The following is a 19506-nucleotide window of genomic DNA, read 5'->3' as shown; positions in this document are numbered from 1 at the left end:
CCGAGTCCGTCATGACCTACCCCCGCTCCCTGCTGCTCCTTCTGCTGCCGATTTTCGCTGGCTGCCAAGCGTTTTCCTGGCGCGACGAGCCATCTCGGCAAGCGGTCGAACGGCTGCAGGGCGAAGTCACGCGCAACGAAGGGATGCTGCTATTGCGTAGCTGTCAGGGTCAGCGACAGGTCGAGCTGCTCGATACCGGCACGACCGGATTGTCTGACGATGCCCAGGCATTGCTCTCCGACAGCGGCCGACCGCTGTTCGCCGATGTGCGTGGCAGGCTGATCTCACGCGCCGATGGCAGCAGCCAAATGCAGCTGACCCAGGTTTACCGCCTTCAGAGCGAAGGACCCGGCTGCGACGCGAGCGGATTCAACCAGCTGGCACTGCGCGCCGGCGGTCACGAACCGGGCTGGAGCGTTCGAATCACGACCAAAGGCCTGTTGCTCGAGCGGCCCGGCCAGGCGCCGTTGGCGGTGCCCTATCTGGAGGAGCAGTTGCCCGGCGGGCAAACCAATTTCAGCAGCGAAGCCAACAGCCAACGCATCGATCTCTGGGTCGCCCCGCAACGCTGCGTCGATGGTGCCACCGGTGCCGTCAGCCATCTGACCGCCGAGCTGCGCCTCGACAACCAGACACTGCGTGGCTGCGCCTATTACGGTGGCGCCCGCAACGAATGAACCTATCGAAGCGCCCATCGCCGCGCTTCCCTACGCTTCGAAGACTCCGACCATGAATGACGACCTGTCCCTGCTACAGCCCTACCCGTTCGAGAAACTTCGCGTGTTACTCGCCGGCGCGCAACCGCCGGCCGACAAGCGCCCGATTGCGTTGTCGATCGGCGAGCCGAAACATCCTTCGCCCGATTTCGTGGCCCAGGCACTGGCGACCAATCTGGACCAACTCGCGGTATACCCGTCCACCCTTGGGATTGCTGCACTGCGTGAGTCGATCGCCCGTTGGTGCGAGCGTCGCTTCGGCGTTACGGCGGGGAGCATCGACCCGGCGCGCCACGTGCTGCCGGTCAACGGTACTCGCGAAGCGCTCTTCGCCTTCACCCAGGCCGTGGTCAAGCGCAGCGCCGATGCGCTGGTGATCAGCCCCAATCCGTTCTACCAGATCTATGAAGGCGCAACGCTTCTGGCCGGCGCCGCGCCGCATTATCTGCCCTGCACCGCCGAAAACGGTTTCAACCCTGATTTCGATGCGGTCTCGGCAGAAACTTGGCGACGCACTCAGATCCTCTTCCTTTGCTCGCCGGGCAACCCCACCGGCGCGCTGGTGCCACTCGAGACGCTCAAGCGGCTGATCGCTCTGGCCGACGAATATGACTTCGTTATTGCTGCGGACGAATGCTACAGCGAGCTGTACTTCGACGAAGAACACCCGCCGGCAGGGCTGTTGACCGCCTGCGCCGCCCTGGGACGCGAGGACTTCAAACGCTGCGTGGTCTTCCACAGCTTGTCCAAGCGCTCCAATCTGCCCGGCCTGCGCTCAGGTTTCGTCGCTGGCGACGCGGATATCCTCAAGGCGTTCCTGCTCTACCGCACTTATCACGGCTGCGCCATGCCGGTGCAAACACAGCTGGCCAGCATCGCCGCCTGGAACGACGAAGCTCATGTACAGGCCAATCGTCAGCTGTATCGCGAGAAGTTCGATGCGGTGCTGGACATCCTCACCTCCGTTATGGAGGTGCAGCGTCCCGATGGCGGCTTCTACCTGTGGCCTAAGACGCCTGGCGATGACCAGCAGTTCACGCGCGAACTCTTTGCCAGCGAACACGTGACCGTAGTTCCGGGCTCCTATCTGTCACGTGAAGTGGATGGATTCAGCCCGGGCACGGGCCGGGTACGCATGGCGCTGGTGGCGCCGCTCGCCGATTGCGTCGAGGCTGCCGAGCGCATCCGCGCCTTCATCGCCAAGTCGTGATCTGGAAGCCGGACGTTGCGACGTCCGGCTTACCGATTCAGGCCACCCCCGGCGGGATCTTGTCCTTGCCGTAATCGCGCAGTTTTTCCAGATTTTCCGGTTTCATGTGCTCTGGAATGTCCCCAGTGACGGGCTCGTCGCTTTTGTCACGCTCGTCCACATCCGGTTTTTCGGGTTCGTTCATGGCATCCTCCTTCAGATTGCGTTCTCTTCCCAGATCAGTTCACCTTCGTCGCTGACCTCCGTGACCTTGGTCAGTGCAGCTTCGGCTGCAGTCTCGGCCTCGGAGGCAAGGTCATACCGCCGCCCGTTAGCCACCTTGAATACCTGGGCGTTTTCTTCCGTCCCCCGCCGTTTCACGGCTATCACTGCCTCGAATCCGTCATCGGCAGGAACGGCGGACGAGATGGCTTCATGGTTTTCGAAATGCTTGCGTGCCATACATGACCTCATCGTTGCGACTGTGATCAATGGACAACGTAGAGGGAGAAAAAGGTCGAACGTCTTCTTCGTGACCCACTCACTGAACCCATGGCACTGCCGCGACTCCACCTATAAACAGACGACCGGGAGCCCTCTATGCCAATGAGCGAAACCTACATGTCCAACGCCCCTTCCCGCGACGAGGTCGATGCGCTCGACGGTCTCACTCTGCTCGAGTTCGGTACAGGCTGGTGCGGTCATTGCCGTACGGCGCAGCCTCTGCTCGCCCAAGCCATGGCCGAGCGCGACATTCGCCACTTGAAAATCGAGGATGGACCGGGCCGCCCGCTGGGCCGCTCCTTCCGGGTCAAGCTTTGGCCAACCCTGATTTTGATGCGCCAGGGAGAGGAATTGGCTCGAGTGGTGCGCCCTACCGATACTCAGGCAATCGAACGATTGCTCAGCCAAGCCGATAGCGCCACGGGCTAAGGCCCTCCTGAGCGACAACGCACCCTGCCAGGCAGTGCCCCAACGGGCGGCAGGCTTTGCCTCATCGTGGCATAATCCGCGGCCCAGTTTGGCCGGAGAACGCGGAGCTGTCATGCCCGAGAAACGCAAAGGACTCTGTCTGTACGGCATCAAAGCCTGCGACACCATGAAAAAAGCCCGCACCTGGCTCGACCAGCAAGGGCTAAGCTATGACTTCCATGACTACAAGAGCGCCGGGATCGACCGCGCCCATCTGGAAGCCTGGTGCGATGAACACGGCTGGCAAATCGTACTCAACCGTGCAGGCACCACCTTCCGCAAGCTGGACGACACGCAGAAGGCCGACCTCGATCAGGCCAAGGCCATCGAGCTGATGCTGGCCCAGCCGTCGATGATCAAACGCCCGGTGCTCGACCTGGGCGACAAGACGCTAATCGGCTTCAAGCCGGACATTTACGCTGCCGCGCTGGCAGCCAAGAACTGATACCGCTCGCCACGACGAGCCGCGATTGATAAGAAGGATTTTCCCTATGAGCAACACCCTATTCAGCCTGGCCTTCGGCGTCGGCACCCAGAATCGTCAGGGCAGCTGGCTGGAAGTCTTCTACGCGCAGCCGCTGCTGCGCCCGGCCGGTGAACTGGTTGCCATCATTGCGCCGCTGCTCGGCTATGAAGGCGGCAACCAGGCGATTGCCATCAGCACGACCCAGGCCGCGCAACTGGCCGATGCGATCAAGCCGCTCGACACCGCACAGCACGCCCTGCTGACCCGTTTGGCCGAAAGTCAGCGCCCATTGGTGGTCACGCTGCTCGCCGACGACACTGCACCGACGTCCACACCCGAGGCCTACCTGAAGTTGCACCTGCTCTCCCATCGCCTGGTCAAGCCGCACGGCGTGAACCTGACTGGGATCTTCCCGCTGCTGCCCAACGTCGCCTGGACCAATCAGGGAGCGGTGGATCTGGCCGAGTTGGCCGAGCGTCAGCTGGAAGCGCGTCTGAAGGGCTATCTGCTGGAAGTCGTTTCCGTCGACAAATTCCCCAAGATGACCGACTACGTGGTGCCGGCCGGCGTGCGTATCGCCGATAGCGCACGCATCCGGCTTGGCGCCTATGTGGGCGAAGGCACCACGGTGATGCATGAAGGTTTCGTCAACTTCAACGCCGGCACCGAAGGCCCAGGCATGATCGAGGGGCGCGTCTCAGCGGGCGTGTTCGTAGGCAAGGGCTCGGACCTGGGCGGCGGCTGCTCGACCATGGGCACGCTGTCGGGTGGCGGCAATATCGTCATTTCCGTGGGAGAAGGCTGCCTGATCGGCGCCAACGCCGGCATCGGTATTCCGCTCGGCGACCGCAACACTGTCGAAGCAGGCCTGTATATCACCGCCGGGACCAAGGTAAACCTGCTCGACGAACAGGGCGCGCTGGTCAAGGTGGTCAAGGCACGCGAACTTGCCGGCCAGACAGACCTGCTGTTCCGCCGCAATTCTCAGAACGGCGCGGTGGAATGCAAGACTCACAAATCGGCGATCGAGCTGAACGAAGCGCTGCACGCGCACAACTGACCGCTTGGCTGGTGGCCAGAGCCGGAAGCTGAACGCAACAGCGCACCGCTTTGGCTTCCAGCCTCCAGCTTCAGGCCTAACGCTATGCTCTTGTCCCCCTGGCGCTCCGACTTTCCGGCCCTGGCGATTCTCGAAGCCCAGGGCCAGACTTATCTCGACAGCGCCGCCACGGCGCAAAAACCCCAAGCGTTGATCGACGCGCTGACGGGTTATTACACCTGCGGCACCGCCAATGTGCACCGCGCCCAGCATCAGCCGGCAGAGCGCGCGACGCGCGCCTTTGAGGACGCACGAATCAAGGTGGCACGATGGCTTAATGCGGCCAGCCCGACCGAAATCGTTTTCACCCGAGGCGCCACCGAAGCGCTGAACTTGCTTGCCTATGGCCTGGAACCGCTGATCGACACGGATGACGAGATCGTGGTCAGCGCGCTAGAGCATCACGCCAATCTGCTGCCCTGGCAGCAGCTGGCGAAGCGGCGCAATGCCAAGCTACGGGTGTTGCCGCTGGACGATCGCGGCGTGATCGATCTGGAGCGGGCCGCCAGCCTCATCGGCCCGCGGACCCGTTTGCTTGCCGTCAGCCAGCTGTCAAACGTGCTCGGCGCCTGGCAACCACTTGCCGAATTGTTGCCCTTGGCGAAGGCTCAGGGGGCGTTGACAATCGTCGATGGCGCGCAAGGCGTCGTGCATGGACGGCATGACATGCAAGCGCTGGCTTGCGACTTCTACGTGCTGTCCAGCCATAAGCTTTACGGACCCGAAGGCGTCGGCGCGCTCTATGGGCGAGGCGAGTCATTGCTCAAGCTCCGGCACTGGCAATTCGGTGGCGAGATGGTCCGCGTCGCTGATTTTCAGCATGCCGAGTTCCACGCCGCACCGCTAGGCTTCGAGGCCGGTACGCCGCCCATTGGCGCGGTCATTGGCCTCGGTGCGACCCTGGACTACCTTTCCAAACTGGACGCAACGGCGGTGACCGGCCATGAGCAGGCCCTGCACACGAAGCTACTGGCCGGGCTCGCGGTGCGCGAAGGCGTGCGGCTGCTGGGCGAACCTCGGCTGGCGCTCGCCAGTTTCACCGTGAACGGCGTGCATCACGGCGATCTGGCCCACCTCCTGACCGAGCAAGGCATCGCCATACGCAGCGGAACCCACTGTGCCCAGCCGCTGATGAAGGCGCTCGGGGTTGATGGCGCCATTCGTGTATCGCTCGGGCTGTATAACGACGGCGCCGACATCGAGCGCTTCTTCGGCGCCCTGGACCGTGCCATGGAAATCCTGCAATGAGCGAGCTGTCCATTGCCGCCACAGGAGCGCTGCAGAGCTTCCAGCAGGCAGCGGGCTGGGAACAGCGTGCGCGCCTGCTGATGCAATGGGGTGATCGCCTCGAACCGCTCAGCGACACCGAGCGCATCGACGATAATCTCGTAACCGGTTGCGACAGTAAGCTTTGGCTGCTCGGCGAGCCGCGCGGCGATCACTGGCACTTCCGCGGCACCAGTGAAGCCCGCCTGCTGCGAGGCTTGCTCGCGGTCCTGCTGCTGCGCGCGAACGGTCTGCGCGCGAGCGAACTGCAGCGGCTGGATATCGCCGACTGGTTCGGGCAGCTCGGACTATCGCGGCAATTGTCGCCGTCGCGCGCCAATGGAATGAATGCCGTGCTGCAGCGAATGCGCGAGTTGGCCTCGAGCGGCTGATCACACTCGGCGCGCCAATAGCACACCAGCGTGACTGACCCCAGTCATCAGCCTCGTGTTCGCTCCGACGGCCGCCTGGCGCCGGCGACCAGCTTGTCGACGGCACGCGCCGCCGCCACCATGCCGAAACTGGCAGTAACCATCATCGCCGCACCAAAGCCACCAGCGCAGTCGAGTTTGACCCCTTCACCAACGAAACTCTTGCTCTGGCAGACGCCGCCATCCGGTTTCGGATAGCGCAGCTGCTCGGTGGAAAACACGCAGGGCACGCTGTAGGTGCGCCCCGGCGTGCGTGAGAAGTTATATTCGCGCCGCAGTAGCGAGCGCACCTTCGCCGCGAGTGGATCGTTGAAGGTCTTGTTCAGGTCGGCAACCTGAATTTGCGTAGGGTCAACCTGGCCACCGGCACCGCCTGTGGCGATGATCTGGATCTTGCGCCGCTTGCACCAGGCGATCAGCGCGGCTTTGGCCGGCACGCTGTCGATGCAATCGATGACGCAATCCATCTGCTCGGTGATGTATTCGGCCATGGTCTCTCGGGTGACGAAGTCTGCAACGGCGTGCACCACGCAGCCCGGATTGATCGCCTTGATTCGCGCCGCCATCTCGTCGACCTTGGGCTTGCCGACCGCACCGTCCAATGCATGAACCTGCCGGTTGGTATTGGTGAGGCAGACATCATCCAGATCAAACAGGCTGATTTCGCCGACGCCACTGCGCGCCAACGCCTCGGCCGCCCACGACCCGACCCCGCCGATCCCGACCACGGCGACATGCGCTGCCGCCAGCCGCCCGAGGCCTAGGGAGCCGTAAAGACGGGCGATACCGCCGAAACGCTGATCGTCAATGGACATGTCGATACCCCGAAAAAGACTCGGGCGATTATATGTTCCTTCGCTCCGGCTGACACAGGGCCGTGCATCACGCTGCCTCAGGCCCGGCACCAAGCGACAGGCAGAACACCTTTTCCTGTCGGCTCCGCCGAAGGCACTACGCACAGCACGGCAGAACCCAGGTTTTGCTTTAATATGGCGCTCTTTTTCCCGCCTGCCTCGGAGCCGTAATGACCACCGCCGCCCTCTCGCCCACCCTCGAACTCGCCTGCGAGCTGATCAACCGGCCTTCGGTGACTCCGCTGGACGAGGGCTGCCAGCAGCTGATGAGCGAACGTCTCGCGGCCTGCGGCTTCGCGATCGAGTCGATGCACATCGAGGACGTGGAAAATTTCTGGGCGATCCGCGGTCAGGAAGGCCCGGTGCTGTGCTTTGCCGGCCACACCGACGTGGTGCCCACCGGCCCATTGCACGCCTGGCAGAACCCGCCATTCACCGCCCGCATCGACGCGAAAGGCATGCTCCACGGGCGCGGTGCGGCGGACATGAAGGGCAGCCTGGCTTCGATGATCGTCGCAGTAGAACGCTTTACCGCGGACTATCCCAACCACAAGGGGCAGATCGCCTTCCTCGTCACCAGCGACGAAGAAGGTCCGGCCCATCACGGCACCAAGGCCGTGGTCGAGCGCCTGCGTGAGCGTGCTCAGCGACTGGACTGGTGCATTGTTGGCGAGCCTTCGAGCACCAACCTGGTCGGCGACGTGGTGAAGAACGGGCGCCGTGGCTCGCTCGGCGGCACCCTGACGGTGCGCGGTCAGCAAGGCCACGTGGCCTATCCCCACCTGGCGAAGAATCCGATTCATCTCGCCGCGCCAGCATTGGCCGAACTGGCTGCCGAGCACTGGGACGACGGCAACGCCTTCTTCCCACCGACCAGCTTCCAGATCTCCAATCTGAATTCAGGCACCGGCGCTACCAATGTCATTCCCGGCACCCTGGAAGCGGTGTTCAATTTCCGCTTCTCCACCGAGTCCACCGTTGAGGGACTGCAGCGACGTACCGCCGCGATTCTCGACAAGCATGGCCTGGACTGGAAGGTCGACTGGGCGCTGTCCGGCCTGCCTTTCCTCACCGAGCCTGGCGAGCTGCTCGATGGCGTGGCCGCGGCCATCCGCCAGGTCACTGGCCGCGAGACCACGCCATCGACCAGCGGTGGCACGTCCGATGGCCGTTTCATCGCCACGCTCGGCACCCAGGTCGTGGAACTCGGCCCGGTCAACGCGACCATCCACCAGGTCGACGAACACATCCTCGCCAGCGATCTCGACCTGCTGACCGAAATCTACTACCAGACCCTGGTCAACCTGCTCGCATGCTGATCTGTCCGCTCTGCCAGGGCGCGCTCACCACGGTCGACAATGGTGTCGCCTGCCCGGCGAATCACCGTTTCGATCGCGCCCGCCAGGGATACCTGAACCTGCTGCCGGTGCAACACAAGAACAGCCGCGACCCGGGTGACAACCAGGCCATGGTCGAAGCGCGTCGACGCTTTCTCGACGGCGGCCACTACGCGCCGCTGGCGGCTCGTCTGGCGCAGCTGGCGGCCGAACGCTCGCCGTCGCGCTGGCTGGACATCGGATGCGGCGAGGGCTACTACACCGCTCAGATCGCCCAGGCCCTGCCGGATGCCGAAGGTTATGCATTGGACATTTCCCGCGAGGCGGTCAAGCGCGCCTGCAAACGCGCACCGCAGTTGGAATGGCTGGTCGCGAGCATGGCCCGGGTGCCGCTGGCTGACGCCAGCTGCGGCCTGCTCGCCAGCGTGTTCAGCCCGCTGGATTGGAGCGAAGCTGAGCGCCTGCTAGCGCCCGGCGGCGGGTTGCTGCGCATGGGGCCGACCCGTGAACATCTTTGGGAACTGCGCGGGCTGCTGTATGACGAAGTACGCGAGTACGATGACGAGAAGCACCTGTCGCTGATCCCCGGCGGCATGCATCTGGCCCATAGTGAAACCCTCGGCTACGAGTTGCGACTGGATAGCGCCGAAGCCCGCGCCGACTTGCTGGCGATGACACCGCACGGCTGGCGCGCCAGCGCCGAGCGCCGTGCCGCAGTGATCGACACACCGCTCAAGGTTCGGGTTGCGATACGCTACGACTGGATTCAGCGTGACCGGTAGCATCGCGCACGTAAGAGAGCCGTAGCCGACCAATCCTACGAGGCCAGCCAAGCCACGCCGGTTCATTTCTCAATAGGCTGCAACCACCACCGACAAGGCCATCATCCATGCGTCAACCGGACATCGAGATCTACCTCAGGGACGCCAGCCAGGACGCCGTGACTGAATGGCTGAACCGGGCTGTTGGACCCTGCTCTCCCTGGCAAACCAAGGGCAAGGCGTTCAAGTGCAAGGCCGGCGATATCCCGGTGACCTGGTTTCCGAAGGCGGTCGGTAAATGGCACAGCTTGCTATTGGAAAGCGATGCGACCCCGTGGAACGACGACGTCGCCTGCGCACGCGCCGCTTATCAGGCGTTGAGCGTGGAAATCCGCTGCGCACCAGGTGGCTGGCAGGAAGAAGAGTCAGTCGAAAATGCCGATCGCTGGATCAGCGTCAGCGAGCGTGGCGAAGCGGAGATTCTCTGGCGCACGGACTGAATGTTGGTTTGCACCGTGGCATTCAGGTGCTACCCGCTCCGCCGCCAGACAGCTGATCCGTCGGCAATTACTGGGCGCACAGAAGCGAAATTCTCGGAAATCTGCCCCTTACGCCGACTATTCGGGGCGACCAATCGGAAAGAACTGGCCATGGCTCCAGACGCCCAGCCAGCTGGTGCCATCGATCTCGCGCGGGACCGCCAACTCGACCAACTGATAGAAGACATTGCGGTGAATCAGCGCTTCGAGATTGGCACGCACATGCACGTAGGGGGCCGGCTCCTGGCTGGTAGGATCGAGCTCGACCCGCATCGGATGCTCTGCACCCGCTTCGGTTTCGTCGCCGACATTGGTGACGAAGCGAAGCACCTGAGCTTCGCCGCTGCCCTCGACCTCCAACTCGACCGCCACGAAAGGTGCGTCATCAACGGTGATGCCTACCTTCTCTACCGGTGTCACTAGAAAGTAGTCGTCGCCGTCTCGTCGAATGACCGTGGAAAACAGCTTCACCATGGCAGGTCTTCCGATCGGCGTACCCATGTAGAACCAGCTACCGTCGCGGGCGATTCGCATATCCAGATCGCCGCAGAAGGGCGGGTTCCACAAATGAACCGGTGGCAGGCCCTTGTTCTCAGTCTTTGGAATCTGCCCCAGCAGATTCGCGGCTTTTCCAGCATCGCTCATGTGCGCTCCTTAACGGCTGAGGCCCGTCAGGCGTCGGGCATAATCGCGCAACGGCGACCCTAACAAGACCTGCGGTGTCGCATCATAGATATTAAGCAGCCCTCCGCGGCTGCGAATTCGCGCCGTATCGACCAGATACCGATTCCCGGTTTCGATCAGCATCAGCTGGACCACGCTGGTATCGACCCCAAGTCGATCGAGCGCGCGCTGATCATCGAGCTCGTCGAAACTGCCGATGCGGTCATCGGCGGCGGCAAATCGCGTGTACAGCAAGTAATGGGCACCAACAGCCGCTGCCTGGTTCAATGCCTCTTCCAATCCTGCAGGCTCTGGAGCGCGACGAACCAGCGGAAAGTATTCGACAAACCCCTTGAACGCCTCCTCAGCTACCACGTTCGGCCGCGGATACGCATTGCCGGGCGGGACGAAGTGGCCTTGGGCGATGTAGATGAACGAATCGGGCTGCAGCCGCCATGATGCGGACCTCACGGTCTCGCTGTGATCGAGAAACCCGACGTCTCGCAGCTGGTTGCGAGTGCCCTCGGCCATGTCACTGACCTGCATGCACCCGCCCAAAACCAGCACGGCCACGATAAGGCTGAATACTTTCATCTTTGCTCCTGCCAATGACGGAAAACCGGCGAATAGCAAAGCAATGCAGCAAACAAGCCAGCTCCGCGCAAAACGGCTGTAGCGCGTGCTCGTCTTCCTGCCACAACGGCACTCGACTGCGCGAAGGATCGGCCAACGACACGGCTTACTGGCTGGATTCCCGTTCCGCAAGCCGCCACCCGTCTCCGGCGATTCGAACTAGTCGCGCTTGCGCTTGTTACCCATGCGAACGCCAATGTCCATCAAGAACTGAAAGAAACCTTCCTGATCTTCTAGTACGTTGCTCCAGAACGGCGAGTGATAAAGCGCTACTGCGCCGTGCACCAACGCCCAGGCCGCGCAATAGTGGAAATAGGGAGGCACGTCCTCAAGCTTGCCTTCGGAAATGCGCCCCTTGATCAATTGGGTCAGATGATCGAAGTTGGAAGCGCGAATCCGGTGGAGTTCCTCGACCATGTCCGGGACCTGATTGCCCTTGACGACCTTCTCTTCGAGGCGATCGAACAACCGATAGCGCTGGGGGTCACGCATGCGGAATTCGAAATAGGCGCGAGACAGCGCCTCCTTGTCCTGATCAAGGCTCGGTGAATGCAGCAGCTCATTCAGGTCCCGCTCGTAGTCGAGCATGAGCCGCAGATAGATTTCGGCCTTGGATTTGAAATGCTTGTAAATGGTGCCTTTGCCGATGCCCACCCTGTCGGCGATCATCTCGACGGTGACACTGTCTTCTCCTTGATCAAGGAACAGCTGGAGCGCTGTATCAAGAATCTCTTGCTCGCGACGGCGAAATTCGCGGACCTTCCGGGGTTCATTTTGCATAAGAGGCTGCGGCTTGAAATCGAAGCAGATGATTATGCCCATCTAGTCAGAAAATGCACGGAACATCTCTTATGAGTACGTTGAATGACGAATTCCCTCAAATCGAAGGTTTGCGATACCTGAATCACGCCGCTGTCGCACCCTGGCCTCGACGGGCAACTGAAGCCGTGACTGCCTTTGCACAACAAAACATGGCGCTCGGCGCACGGGACTATCCCCAATGGCTGGCAGTCGAAAGCCAATTACGTGATCGCCTGGCCAGGATGCTCAACGCACCGACATCGGCCGATATCGCGCTGGTCAAGAACACGTCGGAAGCGCTGTCATTCGTAGCCTTTGGCCTGGACTGGGGCGCCGGCGACCAGATCGTCATCAGTGACGAAGAGTTTCCGTCCAACCGGGTCGTCTGGGAGGCTTTGCAACCTCAGGGCGTGGAAGTGATACAAGTCAGCCTCAAGGGCGACGATCCGGAAGCCGCGCTCCTGGCTGCCTGCGGACCCAAGGTACGCCTCATGGCAATCAGCGCCGTACAGTACGCCAGCGGCCTACGGCTCGATCTGCCCCGCCTAGGCGAAGGCTGCGAGCAGCGCGGTGTGTTGTTGTGCATCGATGCGATCCAACAGCTCGGCGCACTCGCTTTCGACGTCCAGCAATACCGGTGCGCCTTCGCGATGGCCGATGGGCATAAATGGCTATTGGGACCAGAGGGCCTCGGCGTCTTTTACTGCCGCAGCGATCTGCGCGCCAGACTGAAGCTCCACGAATACGGCTGGCATATGCTCGAACACGCAGGCGACTACGACCGCAGCGACTGGCAGCCAGCCCGCAGTGCCCGCCGCTTCGAGTGTGGCAGCCCGAATATGCTCGGTGCCATGGCGTTGGATGCCAGCCTTTCGTTGCTCGAAGAGATTGGCATGAGCGAGGTGAGCCGAGCGCTAGCCGAACGCATCGATCACCTGCAGCATGAGCTGGCGGCCATGCCCGGCGTCGAGCTGTTGAGCCCAACCGACCCGTTTCGACAGGCCGGCATCATGACCTTCAGAGCCAATGGCTGGGAAAACGCAGCGCTGTTCCAGCAGCTCAAGGCCGAGCAGATCGTCTGTGCCCTTCGTGGTGGTGGTATACGACTCTCGCCCCATTTCTACACGCGCCCTGATGTCATCGAGCAGACATTGACGGTGGTTCGCGGCCTGCTTGCAAAGTGAGCGATCAAGGTGCGCGTAACTATTCCAAATCCGTTTTAAAAAGCGCATGAATCGCCCGGCAAAGTTGCCGATCCGGGCCAATACTTCAGGCACTGGCCGCGCAATCCCCCCAATGCTCGGCCAGCTGAGGGAGCGAGGAACGTGACCTCAAACTCCTAATGGTCTTGGCCCGGCTCCTCGCGACGCCGGGTTTTTTTTGGCTGGCGATAGCAACATGCTTTAGCAATCAGCCAGGCGCGGCGCGCCGACTGGAAAGCCGAAGCCGGAAGCACACCCAGATGAACAGGACCCAGATCGGGATGGCAATGATCGAGGTACGTAGCCCCGGCATCGAGAGCATGATCGCCGCAATCAGTGCCACGAAAGCCAAGCACAGGTAGTTGCTGAAAGGGCACCAGAAAGCCTTGAACGAGGGATCGATACGCTGCGCTGTCATTGCTCTGCGAAACTTCAAGTGTGCGAGGCTGATCATCGCCCAATTGATCAGCAGCGCCGCGACCACGAGTGACATGAGCAACTCAAGGGCCGTCTGGGGTAACAGGTAATTCACCAGCACGCAGAGCATCGTCACGAGAGCAGAGAGCGCGATTGCCAGAACCGGGACCCCACGACGGTTCACCATCATTAGCACCCTGGGTGCATCGCCCTGCTCAGCCAGACCGTAGAGCATCCGGCTGTTGCAATAGACACCGCTGTTGTAGACCGAGAGGGCCGCGGTCAGCACCACGAAGTTGAGAATATGTGCCGCAGTGTCGCTACCGATCAACGAGAAGATCTGCACGAAAGGACTACCGCTGTAAGGATCGCCGGCAGATCCCAGGGTTTCCAGCAACGTGTCCCAGGGGTACAGCGCCAGCAGGACGCTCAGCGCGCCGATATAGAAGATCAGGATGCGGTAGACGACTTGGTTGATAGCCTTTGGGATGACGGTCTTCGGATCCGATGCTTCAGCGGCGGTAATCCCCACCAACTCCAGCCCACCGAAGGAAAACATGATGATTGCCAGGGCCATGACCATCCCGCTTACGCCGTTGGGGAAGAATCCACCATGGCTCCACAGGTTGCTGAAGCTGGCCTGCTTACCGCCCTCCCCGCTCAGCAGCAAATACAGACCCAGCGCGATCATGCCGACAATGGCGCCAACCTTGATGATCGCGAACCAGAACTCGGTCTCGCCGAACGTTTTCACGTTCACCAGGTTGATGAGATTGATCAGCACGAAAAAGGCCGACGCGGTGGCCCAGGTCGGCACCTCGGGCCACCAGAACTGCACGTATTTGCCGACTGCCGTCAGTTCGGCCATTCCTACGAGCACGTAGAGCACCCAATAATTCCAGCCGGAAAGAAAACCGGCATAAGGCGTCCAGTATTTGTGGGCGAAATGGCTGAAGGAACCCGCGACCGGCTCCTCGACGATCATCTCGCCAAGCTGACGCATGATCAGGAAAGCGATCAGCCCGCCAATGGCGTAGCCCAGAATCATCGACGGCCCCGCACTGCGGAGCACGCCGGCCGAACCGAGGAAAAGCCCCGTGCCGATGGCGCCTCCGAGCGCGATCAGCTGGATATGGCGATTTTGCAGGCCGCGCTGAAGCGGCCCGGTACGCAGCGTCTCGCTGGACATGGCGTCACCTTGATAGGTCTGTGACGAGGAAGCGGTCCGGCTCATGACAGTGATACGGAGCCGAGTTGAACCCTCGTATCCGCATGCCGGGGTTCAGGCATGCGGACCGAAGCGGCGCGGATTGTACACGCCATTGGACGACGAGGCTTGAAGGGCACGCGCCTTCGAGCGGCAACCTCGCTCAGCCCTTGACCCGGGTCAACGGGAAGAGTCGCTTGAAGTTATCCGTGGTCTGCTCGGCGAAGACGTCGAAATCGACACCACGTAACTGTGCCAGAAACTCGGCGACCTCGCGCACGTACTGCGGTAGGTTCGGTTTGCCCCGATAGGGGATCGGCGCCAGGTAGGGCGAATCGGTCTCGACCAGCAAGCGATCCGTCGGCACGCGGCGGGCCACGTCTCGCAACGCATCGGCATTGCGGAAGGTCACGATTCCGGAGAGCGAGATGTAGAAGCCCAGATCCAGCGCCGCCTTGGCCATGTCCCAATCTTCGGTGAAGCAATGCAATACGCCGGCTTGTGGCAGTGCCGCTTCGCGAAGCAGCGCCAGCGTGTCGGCACGGGCCGCCCGCGTGTGAACGATTACCGGTTTGCCGCAGACTTGAGCGGCCTCCAGGTGCAGGCGGAAGGACTGCTGCTGCAACTCGGCGGCTTCGGGCTCGTAATGATAGTCGAGGCCGGTTTCGCCAATCGCCACCACGCCTGGCCCATCCAGCTCTTGCAGCAGCCAGTCCAGTGCAGGTTCGGCACCGGGCTCGAGATCCAACGGATGCACGCCTACCGAACAGTCGACATCGTCATAGCGTTGCGCAAGCGCCTTGACCGCCGCGGTATTCTCGACGCTAACACCAATACAAAGAAAATGCCCGACGCCACGCTGACGCGCAGCATTCAGCGCGGCATCAAGAGAACCGCCGTGCACGGCAAGATCAAGGCGATCGAGGTGGCAATGCGAGTCAACCAACATGGCGAATTACCCAAACAGAAAACGCGCCATTGTAGAGCAAAGCAACCGAGAGGTCGCAGACCGACCAGATGCAGGTGGGCGTCGCTAGAGGCAAAAAGCCGCCAAGCGATCTTCGCAACTGCGGCTTACATGGTGTGTGTTGGCCGATCGGACTTCATCGCCCCGGCCAGATAGGTTTCAATCTTGTTGCGGGCAGTCGAATCGCCCTCGTTGAACTGGACGCCGACGCCAGCGGCCCGGTTTCCCTGTGCGCCCTTGGGGGTAATCCATACGACCTTGCCGGCGACGGGGATCTTTTCAGGCTCGTCCATCAGGCTCAGCAGCATGAAGACTTCATCACCGAGCTTGTAGCTCTTGTTAGTAGGAATGAACAAGCCACCATGCTTGATGAACGGCATGTATGCCGCATAGAGCACCGACTTATCCTTGATGGTCAGGGACAGAATGCCGTTACGCGGACCAAGGTTTGCAGGCAGGCTCATGCGGTATTCCTAACAACAGTTCCGATGGATTCTAGCTTGGCTCGGGCAAACTTGCCCACTGCACCAAGAGCGCTTCGAGAAGCAAGACACGGTTAAGGTTGGCTTTGCCCAATACTTTTTGCCGGTGGGCCAGCAACCAGTCCTGCATCACCAGCAGCCTGGTCGACGGCGTCTTCTGCGCCAGGTATTGAATGACCTTCTGCATATCGGCAGAGCCAAGCCCCGCTTCATCGCCGGTCATCTGAAAACGCAGAATCAGATGCGCCCACTCACAGAACCAGTCGAACAGCAAAATCAGCGACAGCGGATTCCAGGCCTCGGCCAGCTGACTGGGGGATTGCTGCCGCTTGAGCAGCTTTTTCACCCCTTCTATCACCTGCACGCGCATCTCCAAGACGCCGATATCGTGAAGCTTAAGCGCTGCGAGCGGAGAGTTCGCTGCCAATGTCAGCAATTCTTCACGCTGAACTGCCAAGAGATCCGGAAGCTTGCCGGAAAGCCAATCCAGACTTTGCTGACGACCAGGCAACGGACAACGTTGCTGTACGCAGCGACTTTTGATCGTGGGCAGCAGCCGGCTGGGTTGATGACTGATCAACAGCAGCACGGTATTGCCCGCAGGCTCTTCGAGACTCTTGAGAAGCGCATTGGCGGCATTCAGGTTCATCGCCTCGGCAGGTTCGAGCAGAACCACCTTGCGTCCCCCGAGCTGCGCGGTCTGACTGACAAACCCGACCAGTTGGCGAACCTGGTCGACACGGATGGCCTTGTCGACCTCCTCCGGCTCCAGAATGTAATGATCGGGATGGGTGTGTGCCGCCAGTAGCATGCAAGCCTTGCAGCGTCCGCAAGCTCCGCTCGGAGCCGGCTGCTGACACAGCAGGAACGCCATCAACTGTTCGGCCAGTGCACGCTTGCCAATACCCGCTGGACCATGCAAGAGATAGGCATGGGCATGCTGTTGACGACCCGCCAGCAGCTGCCACAGGCTGGCCTGCCAGGGAAGAATGCCGTCAGCCAAGGGCACGCTCCAACAGCTCGGGCAAGAGCGCGTCCAGCGCTCGCTGCACCATTGGCAGAGATTGGCCCGCATCGATTACCCGATAGCGCTGTGGAACCTGGCGTGCGCGATCGAGATAAGCGCTGCGCACGGCCTCGAAGAAGCCCAGCCCCTCCTGCTCGAACCGATCAAGACGCCCTCGCGCAGCGGCGCGGCTTAAACCGATCTCCACAGGCAGATCGAAAATCAGGGTCAGGTCCGGACGCATATCGCCCTGCACGAAGGTCTCAAGCTGCTCGATGCGCTGAAAGGACAGGCCGCGGCCTCCGCCTTGATAGGCATAGGTGGCATCGGTGAAACGGTCGCAAAGCACCACGGCGCCCCGTTTCAGCGCCGGACGGATCACCTCGGCAAGGTGCTGCGCACGCGCCGCGAACATCAACAACAGTTCCGTATCGCTGCCCATGGGTTCATCCGCAGGCGTCAACAACAGCTCGCGAATCCGTTCGGCCAGCGGCGTTCCACCGGGCTCGCGGGTCAGCACGACGTCAAGGCCGTGATCACGAAGGCGCTGCGCGAGGTACTCACGATTGGTGCTTTTGCCCGCGCCTTCAGGCCCTTCCAAGGTAATAAAGAGTCCTGTCACTGGATATTCTCGATCGGCACCGGAGCTTGCCGGGGCGGCGGACTGGAACGATAGTCGGCGCGGCGCTTGAGCTGGTACTCACGCACCGCACGATTGTGCTCGTCCAGCGAATCGCTGAACACATGGCTGCCGTCGCCACGCGCGACGAAGTAAAGGCTTTTTCCTTCGGCCGGATGCAACGCGGCATGAATGGCCTCGCGACCGACCATGGCGATCGGCGTCGGCGGCAGCCCGCTGTTGGTGTAGGTGTTATAGGGAGTCGGCCTGCGCAGATCGTTGCGGGTGATCCGTCCGCGATACCGCTCGCCCATACCGTAGATGACCGTGGGGTCAGTCTGTAGCAGCATACCCCGTTCCAGACGGCGCACGAAGACACCGGCGATTTCGCCGCGCTCCGAAGGCACTCCGGTTTCCTTTTCGATGATCGATGCCATGATCAGCGCCTGGTATGCGTCCTGATAAGGCAAGCCTTCACTGCGCTGCTCCCATTCCTCGGCGAGAACGGCTTCCAGACGTGAATAGGCCCTTTGAAGCAATTCGAGGTCGGTAACGCCGCGGGTAAAGCGGTAGGTGTCGGGAAAGAAACGCCCTTCCGGATGCAAACCCGCCTGGCCGAGTCGCCCCATTATCTCGGCGTCCGACAGACCGCCCAGCGTCTGCTGAATCGTAGGCAACATTTCCAGCGCGGCGCGTACCTGGCGAAAATTCCACCCCTCGACAATGGTCAGGGTGTGTTGAACAACCTCACCCCGCTGCCATAGCCCTATCATGTCGCGGACGGTCATTTCCGGACGCAGCTGATATTCGCCGCTGTGCAATGTCTGCCCAGAAAGATTCAGGCGCCAGTACAGTCGCAACCAAAACGAGTCGTTCAGCTTGCCTTCTCCCTCCAAGCGCTGAAACAAGCCACTGGGCGTATCGCCAGATTCGACTTCCAGCGTCTGCGCCTCATCAAGTTGCAAAGGCTGATCCAGCGCGGCGTAGAGTTTCCAGGCAATCAGTCCGAGCGTCAGCGCGGCGACCAGCACGGCGCCCAAGAGCGCAAAACACAGTTTTCGAATCACGAATTACTCGACAGATCAGCTACCAGACATTGAAGTTTACGTGTGAGCGGACCCACCGGCCATACGCTGGCTCCCAATTGCCGAACAGGCCAGATGCCATAAAGGCTGTTGCAAACGAAAACCTCATCCGCACCGACCAGCTGTCCGAGCGATACGTCATCTATCTTGCTCTGAATCCCCGACTGTCGCGCTCGCTCAAGGATTTCCTCACGCATCACACCAGCCACACCACAACGGTGAAGTGATGGCGTCAACAGTACACCGGACTCCACGATGAAGAGGTTACTGAACACAGCCTCCACCACGCGTCCGGACGTATCACGCATCAAGCCCTCCGCGAAGGTGGAATCCTGCCATTCGGCACGCGCCAACACCTGTTCCAGCCGATTGAGATGTTTCAGCCCGGCCAAAGCTGGCTGCTCAGCGAGGCGAGTCGCACAGGCATACAAGCGCACCCCTCGCTCGCGGTGCTCGACGGGATGATCTGGCAGTGGCGAGCCCAGCAGTACCGTGCGCGGCTGGCAGGTAGCCGGTGGGCCGTAGCCGCGCTTTCCGTCACCACGGGTCAGAATCAGCTTGGCTACGCCAGTACCAAGCGCCGCGCTGAAGGCGGTAATTTGTGCGCGAAGAGCTGTCAGATCAGCTGGAATAGCGAAACGTTGGCATCCAAGACCGAGACGATCCAGATGACGATCGAGAAGCTGCGGCGAACCGCTGACTACCTTGATGGTCTCGAACAGACCATCGCCGTACGCAAGCCCCCGATCATGAACGGGCAGCCCTTCAGCGGGCCGTCCGTCCACCCAACTCAA

At 61.4% G+C, this 19506-nt stretch carries 24 protein-coding genes; 11 read left to right on the top strand and 13 right to left on the bottom strand.

Annotated elements, in window-relative coordinates; genetic code table 11:
• Nucleotides 1-11: 11 nt before the first annotated feature.
• Both ACL0K2_RS20315 and dapC read left to right on the top strand, forming a co-directional pair.
• Entirely contained in the window at nt 12-677 is a 666-nt protein-coding gene (locus ACL0K2_RS20315) for a COG3650 family protein (RefSeq protein ID WP_239609822.1), read from the top strand.
• Nucleotides 678-729: 52 nt separating this feature from the next.
• Nucleotides 730-1926, top strand: coding sequence for a succinyldiaminopimelate transaminase (dapC, locus tag ACL0K2_RS20310; protein WP_045162853.1), 1197 nt, complete (start codon nt 730-732; stop codon nt 1924-1926).
• A 37-nt stretch (nt 1927-1963) separates the two neighbouring features.
• Here the strand turns inward: dapC and ACL0K2_RS20305 are convergent, their stop codons facing one another.
• Both ACL0K2_RS20305 and ACL0K2_RS20300 read right to left on the bottom strand, forming a co-directional pair.
• A complete protein-coding gene (locus tag ACL0K2_RS20305; RefSeq protein ID WP_239609824.1) occupies nt 1964-2110 on the bottom strand; it encodes a hypothetical protein in 147 nt (48 codons plus the stop codon).
• An 11-nt stretch (nt 2111-2121) separates the two neighbouring features.
• Nucleotides 2122-2367, bottom strand: a complete 246-nt coding sequence (locus ACL0K2_RS20300) for a hypothetical protein (protein WP_045162854.1) — start codon at nt 2365-2367, stop codon at nt 2122-2124.
• Between the two features lie 138 nt (nt 2368-2505).
• Between ACL0K2_RS20300 and ACL0K2_RS20295 the strand changes: the two genes are divergently transcribed.
• From ACL0K2_RS20295 to ACL0K2_RS20275, 5 genes are all read left to right on the top strand, one after another.
• Nucleotides 2506-2838 (top strand): thioredoxin family protein, encoded by a 333-nt coding sequence (locus ACL0K2_RS20295; RefSeq protein ID WP_045162855.1) that lies wholly within the window; start codon nt 2506-2508, stop codon nt 2836-2838.
• Nucleotides 2839-2950: 112 nt separating this feature from the next.
• Nucleotides 2951-3322, top strand: coding sequence for an ArsC family reductase (locus tag ACL0K2_RS20290; protein WP_045162856.1), 372 nt, complete (start codon nt 2951-2953; stop codon nt 3320-3322).
• 46 nt (nt 3323-3368) lie between these two features.
• Nucleotides 3369-4403, top strand: a complete 1035-nt coding sequence (gene dapD, locus ACL0K2_RS20285) for a 2,3,4,5-tetrahydropyridine-2,6-dicarboxylate N-succinyltransferase (RefSeq protein WP_045162857.1) — start codon at nt 3369-3371, stop codon at nt 4401-4403.
• An 84-nt stretch (nt 4404-4487) separates the two neighbouring features.
• A complete protein-coding gene (locus tag ACL0K2_RS20280) occupies nt 4488-5690 on the top strand; it encodes an aminotransferase class V-fold PLP-dependent enzyme (protein WP_239609828.1) in 1203 nt (400 codons plus the stop codon).
• Nucleotides 5687-6100: a SufE family protein gene (locus tag ACL0K2_RS20275; protein ID WP_413043301.1), complete on the top strand. Its 414-nt coding sequence runs from the start codon at nt 5687-5689 to the stop codon at nt 6098-6100. Before ACL0K2_RS20280 ends, ACL0K2_RS20275 begins: the two co-directional genes overlap by 4 nt.
• Before the next feature lie 47 nt (nt 6101-6147).
• Here ACL0K2_RS20275 and tcdA read toward each other — a convergent pair whose 3' ends face one another.
• Nucleotides 6148-6954, bottom strand: coding sequence for a tRNA cyclic N6-threonylcarbamoyladenosine(37) synthase TcdA (gene tcdA / locus ACL0K2_RS20270; protein ID WP_239609830.1), 807 nt, complete (start codon nt 6952-6954; stop codon nt 6148-6150).
• A 209-nt stretch (nt 6955-7163) separates the two neighbouring features.
• Here tcdA and dapE point away from each other — a divergent pair, with 209 nt between their 5' ends.
• The 3 genes from dapE to ACL0K2_RS20255 all read left to right on the top strand — a co-directional run bounded on the left by dapE (nt 7164) and on the right by ACL0K2_RS20255 (nt 9591).
• Nucleotides 7164-8312 (top strand): succinyl-diaminopimelate desuccinylase, encoded by a 1149-nt coding sequence (dapE, locus tag ACL0K2_RS20265; protein ID WP_413043300.1) that lies wholly within the window; start codon nt 7164-7166, stop codon nt 8310-8312.
• The gene (locus tag ACL0K2_RS20260; protein WP_413043299.1) at nt 8306-9112 is read left to right on the top strand and encodes a putative RNA methyltransferase; all 807 of its coding nucleotides are present in this window, start codon (nt 8306-8308) and stop codon (nt 9110-9112) included. The genes dapE and ACL0K2_RS20260 overlap by 7 nt, the downstream gene beginning before the upstream one ends.
• Nucleotides 9113-9219: 107 nt before the next feature.
• Nucleotides 9220-9591 (top strand): hypothetical protein, encoded by a 372-nt coding sequence (locus tag ACL0K2_RS20255; protein WP_045162863.1) that lies wholly within the window; start codon nt 9220-9222, stop codon nt 9589-9591.
• A gap of 117 nt (nt 9592-9708) precedes the next feature.
• Here ACL0K2_RS20255 and ACL0K2_RS20250 read toward each other — a convergent pair whose 3' ends face one another.
• The 3 genes from ACL0K2_RS20250 to ACL0K2_RS20240 all read right to left on the bottom strand — a co-directional run bounded on the left by ACL0K2_RS20250 (nt 9709) and on the right by ACL0K2_RS20240 (nt 11706).
• Nucleotides 9709-10275, bottom strand: coding sequence for a DUF1285 domain-containing protein (locus tag ACL0K2_RS20250; protein WP_413043298.1), 567 nt, complete (start codon nt 10273-10275; stop codon nt 9709-9711).
• A 9-nt stretch (nt 10276-10284) separates the two neighbouring features.
• Nucleotides 10285-10887 carry a DUF4823 domain-containing protein gene (locus ACL0K2_RS20245; RefSeq protein ID WP_413043297.1) on the bottom strand — a complete coding sequence of 201 codons (603 nt, stop codon included), beginning with the start codon at nt 10885-10887 and terminating at the stop codon, nt 10285-10287.
• A 198-nt stretch (nt 10888-11085) separates the two neighbouring features.
• Nucleotides 11086-11706, bottom strand: a complete 621-nt coding sequence (locus ACL0K2_RS20240) for a TetR/AcrR family transcriptional regulator (RefSeq protein ID WP_045162936.1) — start codon at nt 11704-11706, stop codon at nt 11086-11088.
• 71 nt (nt 11707-11777) lie between these two features.
• Here ACL0K2_RS20240 and ACL0K2_RS20235 point away from each other — a divergent pair, with 71 nt between their 5' ends.
• Entirely contained in the window at nt 11778-12911 is a 1134-nt protein-coding gene (locus ACL0K2_RS20235; RefSeq protein WP_413043296.1) for an aminotransferase class V-fold PLP-dependent enzyme, read from the top strand.
• 226 nt (nt 12912-13137) lie between these two features.
• Here ACL0K2_RS20235 and ACL0K2_RS20230 read toward each other — a convergent pair whose 3' ends face one another.
• The 7 genes from ACL0K2_RS20230 to pabC form a co-directional block, all read right to left on the bottom strand.
• A complete protein-coding gene (locus tag ACL0K2_RS20230) occupies nt 13138-14535 on the bottom strand; it encodes an amino acid permease (RefSeq protein ID WP_045162937.1) in 1398 nt (465 codons plus the stop codon).
• 181 nt (nt 14536-14716) lie between these two features.
• Nucleotides 14717-15502 carry a TatD family hydrolase gene (locus ACL0K2_RS20225; protein WP_045162867.1) on the bottom strand — a complete coding sequence of 262 codons (786 nt, stop codon included), beginning with the start codon at nt 15500-15502 and terminating at the stop codon, nt 14717-14719.
• A gap of 125 nt (nt 15503-15627) precedes the next feature.
• Complete coding sequence (locus ACL0K2_RS20220) at nt 15628-15984, bottom strand: PilZ domain-containing protein (RefSeq protein WP_025241024.1); 357 nt, start codon at nt 15982-15984, stop codon at nt 15628-15630.
• A gap of 31 nt (nt 15985-16015) precedes the next feature.
• Nucleotides 16016-17005: a DNA polymerase III subunit delta' gene (locus ACL0K2_RS20215; RefSeq protein WP_045162868.1), complete on the bottom strand. Its 990-nt coding sequence runs from the start codon at nt 17003-17005 to the stop codon at nt 16016-16018.
• Complete coding sequence (gene tmk, locus ACL0K2_RS20210; RefSeq protein ID WP_045162869.1) at nt 16998-17630, bottom strand: dTMP kinase; 633 nt, start codon at nt 17628-17630, stop codon at nt 16998-17000. Before tmk ends, ACL0K2_RS20215 begins: the two co-directional genes overlap by 8 nt.
• Entirely contained in the window at nt 17627-18694 is a 1068-nt protein-coding gene (gene mltG, locus ACL0K2_RS20205; RefSeq protein ID WP_045162870.1) for an endolytic transglycosylase MltG, read from the bottom strand. The genes tmk and mltG overlap by 4 nt, the downstream gene beginning before the upstream one ends.
• A complete protein-coding gene (gene pabC, locus ACL0K2_RS20200) occupies nt 18691-19506 on the bottom strand; it encodes an aminodeoxychorismate lyase (RefSeq protein ID WP_239609845.1) in 816 nt (271 codons plus the stop codon). Before pabC ends, mltG begins: the two co-directional genes overlap by 4 nt.

It is taken from the genome of Pseudomonas sp. YJ42 (assembly GCF_047225135.1).
Lineage (GTDB): Bacteria > Pseudomonadota > Gammaproteobacteria > Pseudomonadales > Pseudomonadaceae > Stutzerimonas > Stutzerimonas stutzeri_E.
The sequence above is the reverse complement of the archived record's forward strand: the minus strand, read 5'-3'. Positions and strand labels throughout refer to the sequence as shown.

Coding starts and splice junctions, on each gene's coding strand:
- ACL0K2_RS20295 (WP_045162855.1), top strand. CDS start 2,506: ATGCCAATGAGCGAAACCTACATGTCCAACGCCCCTTCCCGCGACGAG.
- dapE (WP_413043300.1), top strand. CDS start 7,164: ATGACCACCGCCGCCCTCTCGCCCACCCTCGAACTCGCCTGCGAGCTG.
- ACL0K2_RS20230 (WP_045162937.1), bottom strand. CDS start 14,535: ATGTCCAGCGAGACGCTGCGTACCGGGCCGCTTCAGCGCGGCCTGCAA.
- ACL0K2_RS20290 (WP_045162856.1), top strand. CDS start 2,951: ATGCCCGAGAAACGCAAAGGACTCTGTCTGTACGGCATCAAAGCCTGC.
- ACL0K2_RS20240 (WP_045162936.1), bottom strand. CDS start 11,706: ATGCAAAATGAACCCCGGAAGGTCCGCGAATTTCGCCGTCGCGAGCAA.
- ACL0K2_RS20250 (WP_413043298.1), bottom strand. CDS start 10,275: ATGAGCGATGCTGGAAAAGCCGCGAATCTGCTGGGGCAGATTCCAAAG.
- ACL0K2_RS20225 (WP_045162867.1), bottom strand. CDS start 15,502: ATGTTGGTTGACTCGCATTGCCACCTCGATCGCCTTGATCTTGCCGTG.
- ACL0K2_RS20315 (WP_239609822.1), top strand. CDS start 12: ATGACCTACCCCCGCTCCCTGCTGCTCCTTCTGCTGCCGATTTTCGCT.
- ACL0K2_RS20220 (WP_025241024.1), bottom strand. CDS start 15,984: ATGAGCCTGCCTGCAAACCTTGGTCCGCGTAACGGCATTCTGTCCCTG.
- dapD (WP_045162857.1), top strand. CDS start 3,369: ATGAGCAACACCCTATTCAGCCTGGCCTTCGGCGTCGGCACCCAGAAT.
- ACL0K2_RS20255 (WP_045162863.1), top strand. CDS start 9,220: ATGCGTCAACCGGACATCGAGATCTACCTCAGGGACGCCAGCCAGGAC.
- ACL0K2_RS20235 (WP_413043296.1), top strand. CDS start 11,778: ATGAGTACGTTGAATGACGAATTCCCTCAAATCGAAGGTTTGCGATAC.
- tcdA (WP_239609830.1), bottom strand. CDS start 6,954: ATGTCCATTGACGATCAGCGTTTCGGCGGTATCGCCCGTCTTTACGGC.
- ACL0K2_RS20245 (WP_413043297.1), bottom strand. CDS start 10,887: ATGAAAGTATTCAGCCTTATCGTGGCCGTGCTGGTTTTGGGCGGGTGC.
- ACL0K2_RS20300 (WP_045162854.1), bottom strand. CDS start 2,367: ATGGCACGCAAGCATTTCGAAAACCATGAAGCCATCTCGTCCGCCGTT.
- ACL0K2_RS20275 (WP_413043301.1), top strand. CDS start 5,687: ATGAGCGAGCTGTCCATTGCCGCCACAGGAGCGCTGCAGAGCTTCCAG.
- ACL0K2_RS20260 (WP_413043299.1), top strand. CDS start 8,306: ATGCTGATCTGTCCGCTCTGCCAGGGCGCGCTCACCACGGTCGACAAT.
- dapC (WP_045162853.1), top strand. CDS start 730: ATGAATGACGACCTGTCCCTGCTACAGCCCTACCCGTTCGAGAAACTT.
- ACL0K2_RS20305 (WP_239609824.1), bottom strand. CDS start 2,110: ATGAACGAACCCGAAAAACCGGATGTGGACGAGCGTGACAAAAGCGAC.
- ACL0K2_RS20280 (WP_239609828.1), top strand. CDS start 4,488: ATGCTCTTGTCCCCCTGGCGCTCCGACTTTCCGGCCCTGGCGATTCTC.